Source organism: Polynucleobacter sp. AP-Kaivos-20-H2 (genome assembly GCF_018882215.1).
GTDB lineage: Bacteria > Pseudomonadota > Gammaproteobacteria > Burkholderiales > Burkholderiaceae > Polynucleobacter.
Window position 1 is genome coordinate 402,104 of the sequence record NZ_JACVOX010000002.1, and the last position, 16,335, is coordinate 418,438.

Here is a 16,335-nt window from a genome sequence, read left to right on the forward strand (position 1 = left end):
AACTTATAGCTCCGCAAAGTTTTTCAAAAGATTCACACCCCAGTGGTGACTCTTTTCAGGATGAAACTGTGTGCCATAAATATTGTCTTTAGCAACAACAGATGTAAATGCACCCCCATACTCCGTCACGCCAATAGCACAAGTCGTTTCTCTAGGTTCAAAGTAATATGAGTGCAAAAAATAAAATTGCGGCTCAGTAATATTTTCTAAAAGAGGATTGTTCTGCGCCACAGCAACATCATTCCAACCCATGTGAGGAAGATGGGGTAATTGCTCAAAATTTGCCTCATCAAAACGCTTGATTTCACCAGGAATCCATCCTAGGCCGCCAAGATTGCCTTCATCGCTTCGGTTCGCCAACATCTGCATCCCGACGCAGACACCTAGAACAGGCATTCCCTCTTTAATAACTAGATGTTCAAGTGTGCGCCGCATACCCGAGTTATCCAAGGACTGCATTGCCCAGTCAAATGCGCCCACTCCAGGCAAAATAAATCGAGATGCGCCATTTAAGTCTTCGGCGCTTTTGGCTGCATATGCAGGAAGATTTAAGCGTTTATAAATATCTAAGAAGGCTTGAACATTACCCAGGCCATAGTCAATCACTGCGATCATCAGCGCTTACCGCCTACTTCCATGCGTAGCAACTTCATTGCCTTGGCGCCTAGGTCATAAACCCACTTCTGAGACTTGTAGTCTTGGTAACTTCGCCTTGGAGCCTCAAGATACGACTCTAGCTCTGGCACACTGATAGCCAGCTTATTGGCCACAAATTCGATATCTTGTGCAATCGTTTGCTCATCATAGGGTGATTTCTTGAGCTCTTCGAGCGCTTCTTCACGACTCATTTGTCCAGTCAAAATCAAACTGGAGAATTGCACGCGGCGCACATCATAACCAAAACGTTTAAACAGCCAGTAGCTCTCATAAAAGCGAGTAAAGCGTGATTCAAAATGTTTGCGAGGATAAGGCTGCCAACCAAAACGCTCAACCAAAAGCTTGATCGCATCTTGCTTGACATAGGGAATGTAATTGAGCGGACGAATAACTTTAATGCCTTGGATATACGGCAGGTAAACCTTATGCCAAAGAATCGATGTCCGTGGATAGTTTTTTAAGGGCCTAGAACCAAACTGCTGATGAATGTCTCGCAACTGCACTGAATCAGACTGGTAGTACATCCACTCCACCGGATTGCGAACACATTCGGTAGATAAATTAGCGCCAGTCAAAATATTTTTTACCTGGTACTTTTGCGCAAATTGATACATGGTGGCAAAAAAGGCATGATCCTGAGGAGTATCGATATTAGGAACTCCTGCCTTGAAATATGCCAACTGCAAATCGCGCATTTCATTCCAGTCAATAACCTCGGTATATAAATCCAACCCCAAGCCATCAACGAGCTTTTCAATGTTATTCACTGCCTCTTGAGAATTCCACCCCGCATCTACGTGAAAGACCAATGGCCGCAATCCCAGATTCTCTTTAGCAATATAGGTAAGGTATGAACTATCAATGCCACCGCTCATTCCAATGATGCAGTCAAAGTCTTTACCCTTACCCTCATTCCGAATGCGTTCGGCAATTTTTTCTAGCTGAGCTTCACCACCATGATTAACAGGCCAGTTCGGAAGGGTATGCTCAAAATAGGCATTACAGTGATCACAGACGCCCTTTTCATCAAAAACAATCATGGCATCGCTCGTGTCCATGACACAGCAAGTGCAGATTTGATAAGGGCGGGGATTCAATAAATTCACAATAAGTTCAGACGGAAACGCTAGGGTCGAGTTAGCTAAAAACCCTAGTTTTCTAGGGTTTGGCTATTTTCCTATAAGTATCCACGATATACCCCCAGGTTTCATTGGAACAGCGCCCCCAGGAGTACTCCTTAGCCAATTGACGGGCTCGCACACTCAGTTGATTACCTAAGCCTGGGTTTTGAATGATTTTTTCTACGGCAGCAGCTATTTCTAGGGGATTTTCAGGGTCAAAATACAGGCCACCATCACGCAGGGTTTCTGGGATGCTACTGCGATTGGAGGCTGCAATTGGCAGGCCCATTGCCATGGCCTCTAGCAAGGTAATACCAAAGGCCTCGCACCCAGATGCAAAGATGAAGATATCTGCAGCTGTCAAGTAAGACAGCAGCTCTTCATGCGGAACGAAGGGGTGTTGCCTAATAAATTGCCCCTGAGGGTCAGTTAAGGCGATCTGGGCATCAATTTTTTCCTGAGCCGGCCCATGCCCGCCCCCAACCAAATCGAGCTCAATTGGGATCCCTTTTTTCCGCAGGCGACCAATTGCCTCTACTACGACCCATTGATATTTGTATAAAGCAGCATTGGAGATATAGAGACATCGAATTCGCCCAGCCTGAAGATCAACATCAGAAGTATTTTTTGCGAGGATCGCGCGCTCACCACCTCCAAAGAATTGGGAATTCACACCATGGGGGATGATGCGAATGTTATTCAATAAACCGCAACTAGATTGGATGAGTTTTGCAGCATACTGCGTTAAAAAAATTACACCGGATGCCCTGCGAAATGCCACATTTTGTAGATACCTAATAGCAATCAAGCGTAAACGCGCACGACCCCAAGCAAAAGTAGAGATCACACCAGGTTCGTATGACAACAGATCCTGACTTAGGACTACAGATGGAGCAAAGCGACACAAAGAACTCGCATCACTGGTAAACAAAATATCGCATCTATTTTTCCTTAGCTCAACACTTAAATCATTTGCCTGCCACCAGAGTTGAGAAAGCAATCCACCTTCCAATGCGGGAACGCTATGTTTAATTAGCCAAGGGTGCGCTGGCAATACATCAAGTAAAACTTTATATGACCATATATGTATCTGCGCAATACCCTCTGAAATTGGATCTAGATTTTCTAAAATCCCAATCAAGTGCTCGCGGGCACCACCGGAGCGATTGCGAGATGCATCGAGAGCAACAATTAATCCAGGCATGAGTCACCCTCATATTCATAAGAATGCGATAGTGGATTGCTTGATAACTGGTCCTTCCCACCCAGACTGCTCTTCACTGCTCGCAATGCGCTAGTGAGGTCTAATTTCTCTTTTTCATAAACTTTAATCAAGCTGGCCATTACTTTTTATAATTCACTTAAGAAAGTTTTAATTCTGTCTACTTGCCGAAAGAATTGACAATAAGCTAGCAGCGCTCATTTCGGGATTAATTACTAAACCCATTTTACGACTGCGATTAGCATATTTCTGACGCTCATTTAGAGACATAGTAGAAATCGCCAGCATCTTTTTAGCTAAATCTACCGCACTATCGTGTCCAAATAAATACCCGTTATAGCCATTAATCATGAATAAAGGATGCGATCCCACTTGGTCGGACAAAATTAAAGGCAAACCCAGGAGTGCAAACTCTTGCACAACGACACCCCATGGCTCACGACGGCTCGGCAAAATAAATGCCCCCGACCTTTCCGCCAAAAGTCGTAACCCTGCAATATCCTGAAACTCCTCGACCTGAACTCCACTCGCACGATCCAGTGAGTCGCGAAGTGGTCCGTTCCCAGCGCAAATCAACCCCCAGGTACCATTGAGCTGGCTCTTGTATATCCTAAATGCCTCCAATAAAGTATTTATCCCTTTATTGGCATGAAATCGCCCAACAAATAGAAAATTTAGTGCATCGTTTTTGCCCTCTTGCATACCAAGTGATTGGCTAAAGGCATCTACATCACAACTGAGCAAATTAAAGATTATTTCATTATCGGAAAAACCCATCCTTTTTGCGTATTCATATTGCATGGGGCCAGCCACCCAAGCATGAGAGAAATATCTCTTTTTCCAAATGAACTTCATGAGATACGAGCCCATCAATTGGCGAAGTCTTCCATGCCACTGATCATCAAAACCAACTACCACTGGATATCCCATCAATCTCAACGAACGGGCTACCTGCAAATAGGACTTATCCTGCCATCCGGAAATGTAGATCAAATCCGGCCTTAAATCTAATGAGAATTGTTTTAATTGCTCAGAGGAAAAACTGGAGCGAGGATGAAACTTCACCCCCTCCATGTTCAGATGCTTAAAAGGCGTAAGTTTATTGTGGTCCCAATGAACAACATCAATGCTAGCGCCATAGGTACTCACCAACCGTTTAAAAACTGAAGTCTGGTAACCCATAACTTCGGTATAAAGATAAAGTATTTTTAATGCCATAAATATCTTCTCAATTTAGAGATCGCAAAATATTCATACCCATGAAAAATGTTATAGATTTAATGCTCTTGCAATAATGCATTTAACTCAGACCCAATAGCTTCTAGAGAATATTTTCCGAGCGCCCACTTCCTTCTTGACTCAATAGCTGTCGATAATTTTGGCCATTGATTGAAAAATACATGGAGAGCATCTCTAATTTGACTCTCCGAATTACCCTCATAAAGAAAAAGTTGAGCCGCAAGGTCGTCGCCTATGTAATTTGTATTACTACAAAATACAGTCCCACAGGTTGCTAGATACTCAACCACTTTAAAGGGCCAAGTCCCCCCATTATGCAAATCAGATCTATGTGGGTTTATACCTACATCCGCCCACATCAATTGGTTTAATAACTCTTCTCTGGAAACTAATCCTAAAAACTGTACTTGACCACCACTACGCTCGCACATCTCCTTAATCAGGGATTCCTGAGGCCCGGTACCACAAATTCTCATCTCAATCGGGTAGGAAGAGTTCATGCTAAGTAAAGCCCCCAAAAAACGATCCAGACCTTTTGAATGATCTAGACCGCCAGCATAAATCAGCCGTATTGGCCTGGATGAATCCCAAACCCCTGCCCGCGGATAAGCTGATAAATCATTGATATCCCGCCCCAGAATACCTGGAATAATTAACTGACGATCAGATTTAAATGCTTGAGATAATTCAATGCTTGCGCTAATTGAACCACGAGCAAGCTGTCTGGCAAGAGCCTCATATCCACCCGTAAACCATTTGAGCAATATAAATTTGGGACCATTTCTACTAATGCGGATCGAATCCTCATATTCAAAAAAAACATTACACCCCAGTATTTTCGAAACAGTAGCCAGGAGCAAATTAGCAATACTTAAGTTATAAACAATAACGGTATCAATAGAATTTTGCCTAATTAAACTAGGCAATTTAAACAAAGTATAAAGGCCGGAATAAAAATCTCTCAGTATTTTGATATCGATAGCACGAACATAAATTACCTTCAATCCATCACCATGGGACTGTTGAATCAGCTCTTGCATCGCTGGAAAATTTTTTCCCGAATCTTCGGCTGGCGAACCAAAACTGAGAATGGTAACCCGATGCCCAAATAATCGCAGACTCTCCGCAATAGCACATACTTTTGTATAGCCAGCTAGCGAAAGATTACGCTTAATTCCACGCGCTTGAATAAGTTTTGGCCCATGAATATCGGCAATATACAAAATGGAATAGCTAATTTTTGACATAACTTAAATCGCTTTACCAAAACCAAATCAACAATAAAATAAAGATGGGAATAATCCAAATTATCACCTGATTACCCCTGATTGCACTGCTAATTCAGACATATTGCAGTTAAAATAGCTCAAACTCATTTAAAGCTTCTAATGTCAGCCCTTCTTTCTGCGCTATTGACCTCATTTCTAGTTTGTTTGGTGCTGGTACGCTACCAGCACATGCACGCACATATAAGCGGAGATCACGAGAACGCAGGAATTCAAAAATTTCATCAAGGAATAGTCCCCCGAATTGGTGGTGTTGCTATCTTTGCCGGTCTTTTAGTTGCTCTTTTATCTCGCTGGACGACTAATGCTGACATAGCAAGATTTGGCGCCATATTGCTACTATCATCCCTGCCCTGTTTTATTGCTGGCCTCATAGAGGATCTTACCAAGCGAGTTGGAATTAAAGAGCGTTTAGCGGCCTGCTTTATCTCTGCTGGAATCTGTGGGTATAGCTTAAATACCTGGTTAGGGGAGCTGCAGTTTTTTGGCCTTGATACTTTCTTAGCCATTCCCGCAATCTCTATTGCTTTTACTTGTTTTAGCGTAGCAGGCGTTGCGAATGCCTTCAATATCATCGATGGTTATCACGGACTTTCCAGTGCTGTTGCCGCAATTATTTTGCTTGCTATTGCTTATGTTGCCTTTCAAGTTAACGATACATCTATTATGGTGTGCGCATTTGCTGGGGTAGGTGCACTACTCGGATTTCTCATATGGAACTACCCAAAAGGATTGATCTTCCTGGGTGATAGCGGCGCGTATTTAGTTGGCTTCTGGGTGGCAGAGCTCTCCATCCTTCTTGTTGCAAGAAATCCCGATGTATCAAAGTGGTTTCCACTGTTGCTCTGCTTTTACCCAATCTTTGAAACCCTATTTACCATTTATCGACGCCTCCTTCTAAAACGAAGTAGCCCTGGACTACCTGATGCAGCACACTTACATCAAGTCATCTATAAGCGGGTTGTCCGCTGGGCAATCGGCAGTACAGATCCAGAATTATTAACCCAAAGAAATGCAATTACTGCGCCTTACCTGTGGATCCTTTCCAGCATGGCAGCAATTCCAGCACTATTATTTTGGCGAAATCACATTGCGCTTAAGATCTGCACCATTCTTTTTGCACTCACTTACATATGGCTCTACTGGGCCATTGTGCGATTTAAGACTCCTAGATGGCTGTTGATTAAAAAATAAGTCAAGATAAAAGTCATCCAGCAAATTTCCATCATTATTGAGAGATATAGCACCCTTCCAGGGACAAAAAGAAGTTAGCGCTCCTTTTTTTCGCTTTCTACCAAATTCAGAAAGGATTAAGGGCAATTGATTTAAAACACTCCAAATTTAGAATATAACCAAATGCTCGAAAATATTAGTTGCTTAAGTTAGTTAAAAAATTAACTTAGATAATCAGATAATTATGCAGGGGTAGAATCTAACTCCATCTCAGGAAATGAAGGTAAAAAGTAAGCAAATGGAAAACTTAAAATTACTACTCCATGCCAAGAGAAGAATTTTCCCCGGATAAAATCTACTCATGAGTAATTAGCTACTAGCATCAAGGGAATATTCGACATTGCATTTAGCAACTGGGAATGTACTACAGTACAAGAAATTGGAGTAGCTACACCTAATATTGGGTTATTTAACTACTCTCAAGAACTAAAAAATTTTTTTACAAAAATAAAAAGCGTTAAATTCACTAGAATTAGATAGATGAAGAACGATTCATAAAAAATTAGACAATATTAATCAAAATTAACCGTCAACCATAAGAACTGCTTTGAATCGTTAGCAACAAAAACTAAAGCCTTGTTGCATAATTTAGAGTGCCGGACTGGGCTCTTAGATATCTCTAGTGAAATGTCTAAAACATTTTTTTAAGGGTTCGGAATAAGTTTGACCGCTATCAAGTCAACTAATTCACCCACATTCTCCAATGAAGAGGCATCAATACCACTGAAGCGAATTTTAAACTTCTTCTCTAATTGCAATAACATCTTAACATTATTTAAAGAGTCCCAAAGTTCAATATCAGCAGCACAGGTATCTCGCGTAAATTCAAGTGCATTACATTTAAATATTTCAGATAACTCAGTTTTAACCACTTCGAAAAGGTAATTTTTGTCCATATACACCGCTAAAATTGAAAGTAAATAAATTCACTGCTCTGAGCATTCAAAAGAGCGCAGATCGAAATAAAAAAAATAATTGCTGTGAAGATGGCTGTTTTTAGATCAAATTTAATGCTAAAGCTTTTTGGATTTATTAGTGGCACCCTGAAACCTGCTGGCTGGAAGATATTCTGAATATTTTTATATACGTTATTAGTAAATAGACAAAGATATAAGACAAAGAAAAATAGCAAAATTCTAGAATAGCCGAATTGACTATATATTTGAGAAATACTTTCATGCGCAGATTTCAAGCCCATTAAATCAAATAGAGAATATGATATCTCTAACGCAACTGAAAGCGTTGGAGCTCTAAAAAAAAGAAAGACGAAAGAAACCAATAATAAATTCAGCATTTTTAATACTGGAGCAGGAAGAATTGAATACGGCACATATCTCATATAAATAATGCAGACCGCCATAATTATACCGTTTAGGGCGCCAAAAATAATAAACTGATTGCCTGCGCCATGCCAAATTCCAGTTATAAAAAATGTAAAAATAATTGGGATGCTTGCAGTAATATTTTCCGATGCATTTGGAAATTTTCTTAACAATGATATTGTTAAAGGAGCATGCAAGGTATCCGTAAAAAACCTTGTCAAGGTTATGTGCCATCTCCTCCAAAAATCTACAAAGTTGGTAGCCCGCAAAGGGGAATTAAAGTTAATTGGGAAAGTAAACCCAAACATTTTTGCAAGGCCCATGCCCATATCACAGTATCCTGAAAAATCACAATAAAGTTGCAACATATAGCTCACTATTGCAAACCATCCAAATAAAACATCACTTTGATTTGGATTTGAAAATAAAGCATTTGGGATTGGGCTTAAATTATCAGCAAGTATCACCTTTTTGAAAAGACCTATTGCGAATAGGAATATCCCAATAGTTAAGTCTGAACTAAGGTCGCGCGCCCTGCTTCCAATTTTATGAATTTGGGGGGCCAACTCAGATGTTCTTACAATTGGACCCGCAATTAAGTGCGGGAAAAAAAGAACTACAGAAGTGTAACTAAGAAAATCTAAATTATGCTTTCTATTGTTGAATCTTTCCAAAAGGAAGTTAATTTGCTGAAATGTCCAAAATGAAATACCCAGCGGTAAAGCTAAGCTTTCAAATGTCCACCCCCCTAGATTAACTGGAGGTAATCCTAAAATCATCAGTAAATAGGCAAGATATTTAAAGTAAATCAATAAACATAAGTTAATAAAAATAACTGCAACCATTATTAATTTTCGAATATTTACTGGCAAATTTTTACCCACTAGAATGCCAGCACTGTAATTTATTGCTATGGACGCAATTAAAAGCACAAGGTATGCAGGGTTCCATGAAGCATAGAACCATGCCGAAAACAATACAATAGTAATCAATGCAGTTTTTTTGGAGAAATATTTTTCTGTATAAATAAAACAAAAGACTGCCAAGGGCAGGAAAATAAATATGAATTCAAATGAATTAAATAGCACGTTTATTTTTCAGCAACCCAAGCATCCAAAAGGGAATCCATTAAATTTGTCATTTCGTAGCCTGATATTGCCCTGTGATCATAGGCAGCCACTAATGTAATCTTTTTTGATGCATTAATAACGTTACGAGCAGTTATGCCAATAATTACTGCCGTTTTTGGATACACAATTGGAATTTGATGCGAGATCCATTTTCCCTCGAGACTTGATACGCAGATTGTCGGGGTGACCTCTGAACCTTTTACCCCCTCACCACGATAGAGGGAAAGAATGATTTCCATTCGTTCATTGGCTATCTCTTTGATGCTTTTTTGGTTGGCTTTTGCAATAACTGGCATATAAAGATCCCCTTCTACATCAACTGTAAATCCAACATGGATCTCGCTATTATGGTATTGATGTTCGTCATAATATCCATTTGCATTTGGGAATCGACTTAATGTCTGAGACAGATAAAATATCAAGCAATCAAGTTGATCCTGATTTCCTCTGTCACGTAGATCGCATTCGGCCACGAGATGTGCAGCTGGAATTTTTTGATGACTTAACTCAACCATCCTAATCATTTCTTTTCGGACCCGGGATGCATTGATTGCAGTCACCATCATCGATTCTTCTTTCGAAGCACCGAAAATCTCATTATGAAACTTTGGAAATTTCTGGTCTTTAAGAATTTTTTCCGCCAGCTCAATATCCACTGCTTTTTCAAACAGGAGTGAAATAGTTTGACCATTTTTAACTATGCTTCCGATATCTGCTAAATGCCAGACATAACCATCAGCCGGCGAACATATATCTTCGATTGTTTTTGAAGTTTCAACAGACACAATCACTTGATTATTTTTAACCAAGGACCCGCTGGCAACGGAAAAGCTAACCACCTTAAGCTCATCATCATTGGCGTTTAAATGCGGGGCTACTATATTAGCAATAGCTCCGACCCCCATCGTATCTATGGATGGGTTTTGAAGTGGCACTTCATTAAGGGATTGCAGATTTGAATTATTACGACTCTTTAAAGAGGAAGTTATAAGCGACGCTATTCCATCAATCGATGGGAGAACCTCATCTTCCAGAAGTCTGCTGGCAGGGATTATAGTGTCTAGGGCACCCATTCTAATTAGAGGCGGCGGTCTGGAAATTTTTGACATAAGCTGAGATGCAATCTCACTCCCAAAACCCCATCCAACTGAAGCCTCTTCGAGAGTAAATATAGCTTGAGTATGCTCAGAAATTGAAACAGAATTAAATAAATCACTGGGTATTGGGCTCAATAGAGTGAGAATGACGACATCTATTTGTAGTCCTTGTTTTGCACAATATTTGACTGCCTCGAGTGCATTATAGGCTTGCCCTCCATATGTAAACAAAAGAGCGTCCGATAGATTTTTGTTTACTGCTCTAGGGGTGTAGACTACAAATGAATTATAGATGTTGATGTGGAAACTATCTAATAGATCCCTTCGAAAATCGACCTTCCTAACATAGTCCATTTTATGTTCAATCAACACTACAGGTGCCGAGGTTCTCTTGAGCATTTTAAATATGGGCTTGATTGGCGCAAATGGCGACAATGCAATAACTTGTATATTTGGTGCTCCGCAAAGATGTTTTTCCAAGGACTGTGAGTGCGTTGGCCCATAGCCACGGCCACCGCCCATGGGCAACCGCATTATTAAAGGACATTTAACTTGCCCTTGATACATTAGCGTATATTTAGCAGCATGATTTATTATTTGATCAATTGCCAATAGGGCAAAATCGCCAAACATAATTTCAACTACCGGCCGCAATCCCAATAAAGCAGAGCCTGCTGCAAGACCCGTAAAACCAAGCTCGCTGATTGGCATTTGATAAACATTACCTGGAAAAAGTTCCTGCAAGCCTTTAGTAATTTTAAAAGCCCCACCATAAGGATCCCCTATATCTTCACCTAGCAATATAGTTGATGGATCATCAAGAATAAGCTCCTTAAGCGATGAATTTATTCTTGCGGCAAAGGAGGTTCCATCCAACTCAATTAAGTCGTCTGTATTTTGCGAAATTGACGAATATGAGGAAAGGATATTTTTAGCAGGAGTGGCATTTTGATTGCATAAAACATCTAACTGGGCGAGGGAAAGTTTAATTTTTGCATCCGCATCCTCGAGAAGGCCCAAATCGCTTAGTTCACTTTCCATTCTTCTCAGGGGATCTAAGTTTTTAATTTTTTGAATGAGATCTTCAGCCCTGGTATCATCGCCCTTGCTGTGCGGCCCCAATCGTGAAGATTTAATAATAATGGCATGTGGAATGCATTGGCGAACAAGAGGAGAGATTTTCTTTGTAACTGCATAAACCTCATCGGCTGTTGGATACTCTAGCTCAGTTGTTTCGATACCGAACGCCTCAAATCGATGAGAGATAGCACCCATTATTGTGCAAGACGTATCTGTAGTTTGAGCGATCCCATTATCCTCCACCACGAACAAAACTGGCAATTTAAGGTACTGAACCAAGTTAATCGTCTCATAAAGGGCGCCTTGCCCAGTCGTGCCATCACCAATAAAGACAATTACGACTTTGTTTTCAACCTTCTTATGCTTGATTGAAAAAGCAAGTCCAGCCGCAAGCGGTAGAATTCCACCTTGAATACCATTTGAATAGAATTTTCCCGGTACGCAGATATGCTGGCTACCACCAAGCCCACCACAAAACCCCCCCTGATCACCCATCACCTCCTTTAGGAGCAAATCTGGCCTACCTATGTGCGCCAATAAATGCCCGTGGCATCTATGGTTGCTGACAAAAATATCGTCATCTAAAAAGGCCATGGCAATTCCAACGGCATTAGCCTCTTGACCCAACGAAGTATGCGTTGTACCGGAAATTTTTCCCTTAGAGAATAAATCCAACAACCTCTCTTCGAATCCGCGAATAAATTTGCATTTGATATAAAAATCATCGAGGCCTAGACGTTTCCTATTGGAAAGGAAACCAAATGGAGCAATTTCAGGCAATTCATTCATCATAGGTTTTTATGGGAAAATTATATTAATTTGAAAATTGGTAGGCTCTAATTATTTGAGAAACCAGAGTCTTCAAGTAAATTGATTTATAAATTACCGCTAACCACAATCTCTCCAACAACATTTAACTCTTTTACAATTTTTTGCATACAACTATCTTTAGGATGAGCTCCATCAAAAAATTCATATGGAGTGCAGCTTGTTTTTTTAGGATTGTATGACCCCACCAATGTAACTCCTTTTTCCTTTGCAATAGATATAAATTGCTTTTCTATAGATACAATATCAACATTACCTTTAAGTAATCTTTGGTAGGTGGATTCGTGATAAGGCGTCAATAATAAAATTATCTCTCTATCCTTTCTGTAATAATCAATTAGGCGCGAAAAGACATCCATTAATACAGGGGAATAACTATAAGGATTCAGGGAATATTTCGACCAATTTTTGGCACTTTCAATAATTTCAAATTGAGATTGATTGGCATATACATTGTTATAAATCATGCTGCCATCTCTCTTGATTAGATTAACATCGTCAAGAGGAGTTCCATCATTTAAACCCAAATCTTTATTCAAGCTGGCGAGGTAGCGCATTGATTCAACTGCATAGTCGATACTCATTAACATTTTATAGTTATTGGATGCCTTAGGGTTAGCAATTGGAGGCATGACGCCTAATTTTTTTACCGCCTTGACATAGTGGGCCTCTAGACTAGTCCATCTTTTTTGCCCGGATAGCTCATTAAATAACCAAGGATCGCAACCGATAATTATCTGCTTAGGATTAAACTGGGCAAGCCCAAGATCCAATATGGTCACTATATCCTCCAACGATGCTCCGCTAACGCTAAGGTTCAGCACATCTTTATGAAGATTTTGGCTGCCTACTTGCATTATTCGGGAAGAGCCCGTTATTAAAACATTTGCTTTTGATTTTTCAATGCCAATTCTGTTGAATATAAACATTCTCTCATCAATATTCCTAGTTTTTACATATTGGTAGCGCGTTAACTCCTTTGCAATTTTTTTTTCCATTCTAGAATTACAGAAATTTGAATACATACATAATGGATCAACATAGTAATTAAATGAAATAATGGCAATTGCCATCAAGATAAATACCAAAAAAAATATTTTTATAAAAAAAAAGTTTTTCATTATTTTTCTGTTTTTATATCTAAGATGTTTTAAGAGTTATCAAATATATGATATCAATAGCCCTTATCTAGCTATCTTATCGTCTAATTTTATAATATGCTCTTACCTTTATCAACCCCATGTACACTTAAAATAATCTCAATAAATAAATTTATGAATATTTTTATATGGGCCATAATATCTTAGCAATTATGTATCATATGGCTTTATTTTAATGACTTAACATTTATCTTTTTTAAACATCAAAATTTAAAGCTCCAATAATTGCACATACAGATGTGAATCAATCTTTATGCTCCTAATAATTCCGATTCCCCAATCAATTGAGCTTTGCAATGCTCACCACTAGTAATCCCCGTTTATAATGTTAATAAATTGGCTGAATTATTTAGACACACGGATATTCATACTATCGATCTACGGAGGCAGACTTCAGCAGCAGGCATTGATAAAGAAGTAAACCTTGAAATATTCTTTACCAACCCCTAGGAGATTGCTAAAAAAAATCTCTGCGAAGTGTTTGCGAATTTCAGTAGCACTGCCAACCAGAATGCTCAACTAAATTTTTAGCTATCCTCAAAGGGAAAATACCTTAACTCCACGTCACTAGACGGCATCTAAACAACTCTAGCATTTTCTTAAGGCTTTCAAGCCTATCAAAATCTTTGATCCGTTTTAACAAAGCATTGCCACTTAGAAAAAGATTGTAAGAAATTTTCTCATTTTCAATCAAACTTACTAAATGCTTGGCCATTGAGGTAGGATCAGCCAAGTCCATCAACAAGGCTGCATCCTCAACCTGATCACGAAGACCGGATTTATTTGAATACAAAACAGGTACCCCCAAAACGAATGCCTCGTACGGAGGTAAATTTGTCGGCCCAAAATATGTAGGCATCACAAGTGCTAGAGCTTGTTTATACAAATAAGGAACGATGTTATTTTCCACAAAACCCACGAAACGGATACGATCTATCAAACCTAATTCTTGTGCTAATTTTTTTATTCGACCTAGATTGCCCTTGTCTCCACCAGAAAAGATGGCGCCAACTGTATGCCCATAGCTAGATTCTAATATTTTTAGACCATGTAGAATATAAACATGATTTTTGTGTGCCCAAAACTGTGCAGGGTAAAAGATATATGGAACGTCTAAGTCATATATGGTAGCCACATCGAAATATTTTTTTTCATGCAAACTTGGATCAACCATTACCCCTTGGGCCGGCATATAAGGCAATACAATTATTCTTTCAGAATCAAGACCGTAGTATTTTGATAGATTCCTCTTCCCCATTTCTGAATCAGCAATAATTGCCATTGCTTTAGGCAGGATATCCCTAAATAAACACTCACGATTTTCGAATGCCCTATACGAACGAATCTCGGGAAATTCAACATCCTCCCTAAAACTCAAATCCCATATGGTTATTAAATAGTTCAGCTCGTCAAGATCAGCAGCCTCTGGGCTGGGAGATACAAAGTAAACTAAATCAATACCATTTCTAATAAAGCCCTTCTCAAATCCATTGGGACCAAATATTTTTTTTATTAACCTTAAAAACAGTTCACTCCTAATTCCTCTTCTAATCTTTGTGAAAATCCTGGAAAGATAAGACTGCTCAAGAAAAATTGATTGAATTCCATGAGCCCCTAAAGTCTCCAAACTTTCCTTGTGCTTGACATAAAAAACTGGACAAACAAGAGTATTGGGGAGCTCCTTTATCAGGAGCGCAGCGTTTAATGCCTGCTGAAAACCGCCGCCATTAAGTATTTTTTGATCAAAATAAACAGCAAGCCTAATGGGGCGAAGAAGGCTCATGTTCCGAGGACCTCGCGCACCTTCTTGGACACTTGCTGAATTTGATCTTCTGTAAGCGCGATACCGCTTGGGATATAAAAACCATTTTTGTACATATGTTCGGCTACCGGGAAGCTCTCCCCTTTAAAAAAACCCTTATTTTTCATCACTGGCTGTTGATGCATGGGGTAAAAGAACGGGCGACATCCTACGCCTTTATCAAGCAACTTTTGCATTGCTGTCTCTGCATTTATTCCCAAATCTTCATTAAGAACCAGGCCATACACCCAATATATATTGTCCGCATAATCTGTTCTTGCAAGCGGCAATTGCACACCCGAAATCCCACCTAATAACTCCGTGTACTGCCGCCCCATTAATTGCTTACGTTTTGTAAATTCATCTAGTCTCTCTAGCTGGGCAACTCCAATTGCAGCCTGCAAATTTGTTAAACGCAAGTTCCAACCCAGTCGCTCATGAATAAATCGCTTACCAGGCTGGAAACAAAGATTTCTAAGATCACGCACTTTTTGAGCCAAACCTTCATCATTGGTACATACCATTCCACCCTCACCGGTAGTGATGTGTTTATTTGGATAAAAACTAAATGTACTGATATCGCCAAAACTTCCGCACGGCCTCCCCCTATAGAGCTGGCCATGAACCTCGGCAGCATCTTCAATCACTTTTAATCCATACTCCTTTGCAACCGCAAGTACAGGATCCACATCAACTGGAAGGCCATAAATATGGACAATCATGATTGCTTTAGTCTTAGGGGTTATTTTTGATCTAATTTGAGAAACGTCCATATTCCATGTGATTGGATCGGAATCAACTAAAACTGGAATCGCTCCAGATCTCACAATTTGACTTACACAAGAAATAATAGTGAAAGTGGGTAATATTACTTCGTCGCCAGGGCCAATTCCCAAAGCTTCAATTGCAACATCAATCGCTGCAGTGCCGTTTGAAACTGCAATCCCAAAACGCCTGTTAACCTTCTGTGAAAATTTTTCCTCAAACAGAGCGACAAATGGCCCCTCAGAAGAAATCCATCCAGAATCAATACACTCGATTAGATATTTCTTTTCATTGCCATCTAATAACGGCTCATTAACAGGTATAAATTTATTCATTACCCCGTATTTTTACATATTTATTGCCACTAAAATAGTGAGGAAGTAACAAATAAACC

At 39.6% G+C, this 16,335-nt stretch carries 13 protein-coding genes; 1 reads left to right on the forward strand and 12 read right to left on the reverse strand.

Going from position 1 to position 16,335, the window contains the following annotated elements; all coding sequences use genetic code 11:
- Positions 1–3 precede the first annotated feature (3 nt).
- The 6 genes from hisH to ICE89_RS06455 are packed head-to-tail and all read right to left on the reverse strand — an operon-like array spanning position 4 to position 5,486.
- Positions 4–615, reverse strand: coding sequence for an imidazole glycerol phosphate synthase subunit HisH (hisH, locus tag ICE89_RS06430; RefSeq protein ID WP_216265278.1), 612 nt, complete (start codon positions 613–615; stop codon positions 4–6).
- Entirely contained in the window at positions 615–1,763 is a 1,149-nt protein-coding gene (locus ICE89_RS06435; protein ID WP_370625342.1) for an N-acetyl sugar amidotransferase, read from the reverse strand. The genes hisH and ICE89_RS06435 overlap by 1 nt, the downstream gene beginning before the upstream one ends.
- Before the next feature lie 52 nt (positions 1,764–1,815).
- A complete protein-coding gene (locus tag ICE89_RS06440) occupies positions 1,816–2,982 on the reverse strand; it encodes a glycosyltransferase family 1 protein (protein WP_216265280.1) in 1,167 nt (388 codons plus the stop codon).
- Positions 2,970–3,122, reverse strand: coding sequence for a hypothetical protein (locus ICE89_RS06445; RefSeq protein WP_216265281.1), 153 nt, complete (start codon positions 3,120–3,122; stop codon positions 2,970–2,972). Before ICE89_RS06445 ends, ICE89_RS06440 begins: the two co-directional genes overlap by 13 nt.
- A 28-nt stretch (positions 3,123–3,150) precedes the next feature.
- Positions 3,151–4,218 (reverse strand): glycosyltransferase family 4 protein, encoded by a 1,068-nt coding sequence (locus ICE89_RS06450; RefSeq protein WP_216265282.1) that lies wholly within the window; start codon positions 4,216–4,218, stop codon positions 3,151–3,153.
- Positions 4,219–4,277: 59 nt separating this feature from the next.
- Positions 4,278–5,486 (reverse strand): glycosyltransferase, encoded by a 1,209-nt coding sequence (locus ICE89_RS06455; protein WP_216265283.1) that lies wholly within the window; start codon positions 5,484–5,486, stop codon positions 4,278–4,280.
- A 141-nt stretch (positions 5,487–5,627) separates the two neighbouring features.
- Here ICE89_RS06455 and ICE89_RS06460 point away from each other — a divergent pair, with 141 nt between their 5' ends.
- Positions 5,628–6,719 carry a glycosyltransferase gene (locus ICE89_RS06460; RefSeq protein ID WP_216265284.1) on the forward strand — a complete coding sequence of 364 codons (1,092 nt, stop codon included), beginning with the start codon at positions 5,628–5,630 and terminating at the stop codon, positions 6,717–6,719.
- A 683-nt stretch (positions 6,720–7,402) separates the two neighbouring features.
- On the opposite strand, the gene ICE89_RS06465 is transcribed toward ICE89_RS06460, so the two are convergent.
- The 6 genes from ICE89_RS06465 to ICE89_RS06490 form a co-directional block, all read right to left on the reverse strand.
- Positions 7,403–7,654 carry an acyl carrier protein gene (locus ICE89_RS06465; RefSeq protein ID WP_216265285.1) on the reverse strand — a complete coding sequence of 84 codons (252 nt, stop codon included), beginning with the start codon at positions 7,652–7,654 and terminating at the stop codon, positions 7,403–7,405.
- Between the two features lie 8 nt (positions 7,655–7,662).
- Positions 7,663–9,168 carry an MBOAT family O-acyltransferase gene (locus ICE89_RS06470; protein ID WP_216265286.1) on the reverse strand — a complete coding sequence of 502 codons (1,506 nt, stop codon included), beginning with the start codon at positions 9,166–9,168 and terminating at the stop codon, positions 7,663–7,665.
- Positions 9,169–9,170: 2 nt separating this feature from the next.
- Entirely contained in the window at positions 9,171–12,179 is a 3,009-nt protein-coding gene (locus ICE89_RS06475) for a thiamine pyrophosphate-dependent enzyme (RefSeq protein WP_216265287.1), read from the reverse strand.
- 83 nt (positions 12,180–12,262) lie between these two features.
- Positions 12,263–13,213, reverse strand: a complete 951-nt coding sequence (locus ICE89_RS06480; protein WP_370625343.1) for a hypothetical protein — start codon at positions 13,211–13,213, stop codon at positions 12,263–12,265.
- Between the two features lie 715 nt (positions 13,214–13,928).
- Entirely contained in the window at positions 13,929–15,158 is a 1,230-nt protein-coding gene (locus tag ICE89_RS06485; protein ID WP_216265289.1) for a glycosyltransferase, read from the reverse strand.
- Positions 15,155–16,276 carry a DegT/DnrJ/EryC1/StrS aminotransferase family protein gene (locus tag ICE89_RS06490; RefSeq protein WP_216265290.1) on the reverse strand — a complete coding sequence of 374 codons (1,122 nt, stop codon included), beginning with the start codon at positions 16,274–16,276 and terminating at the stop codon, positions 15,155–15,157. Before ICE89_RS06490 ends, ICE89_RS06485 begins: the two co-directional genes overlap by 4 nt.
- Positions 16,277–16,335: the final 59 nt, after the last annotated feature.

Coding starts and splice junctions, on each gene's coding strand:
- hisH (WP_216265278.1), bottom strand. CDS start 615: ATGATCGCAGTGATTGACTATGGCCTGGGTAATGTTCAAGCCTTCTTA.
- ICE89_RS06440 (WP_216265280.1), bottom strand. CDS start 2,982: ATGCCTGGATTAATTGTTGCTCTCGATGCATCTCGCAATCGCTCCGGT.
- ICE89_RS06445 (WP_216265281.1), bottom strand. CDS start 3,122: ATGGCCAGCTTGATTAAAGTTTATGAAAAAGAGAAATTAGACCTCACT.
- ICE89_RS06450 (WP_216265282.1), bottom strand. CDS start 4,218: ATGGCATTAAAAATACTTTATCTTTATACCGAAGTTATGGGTTACCAG.
- ICE89_RS06455 (WP_216265283.1), bottom strand. CDS start 5,486: ATGTCAAAAATTAGCTATTCCATTTTGTATATTGCCGATATTCATGGG.
- ICE89_RS06460 (WP_216265284.1), top strand. CDS start 5,628: ATGTCAGCCCTTCTTTCTGCGCTATTGACCTCATTTCTAGTTTGTTTG.
- ICE89_RS06465 (WP_216265285.1), bottom strand. CDS start 7,654: ATGGACAAAAATTACCTTTTCGAAGTGGTTAAAACTGAGTTATCTGAA.
- ICE89_RS06475 (WP_216265287.1), bottom strand. CDS start 12,179: ATGATGAATGAATTGCCTGAAATTGCTCCATTTGGTTTCCTTTCCAAT.
- ICE89_RS06480 (WP_370625343.1), bottom strand. CDS start 13,213: ATGGAAAAAAAAATTGCAAAGGAGTTAACGCGCTACCAATATGTAAAA.
- ICE89_RS06485 (WP_216265289.1), bottom strand. CDS start 15,158: ATGAGCCTTCTTCGCCCCATTAGGCTTGCTGTTTATTTTGATCAAAAA.
- ICE89_RS06490 (WP_216265290.1), bottom strand. CDS start 16,276: ATGAATAAATTTATACCTGTTAATGAGCCGTTATTAGATGGCAATGAA.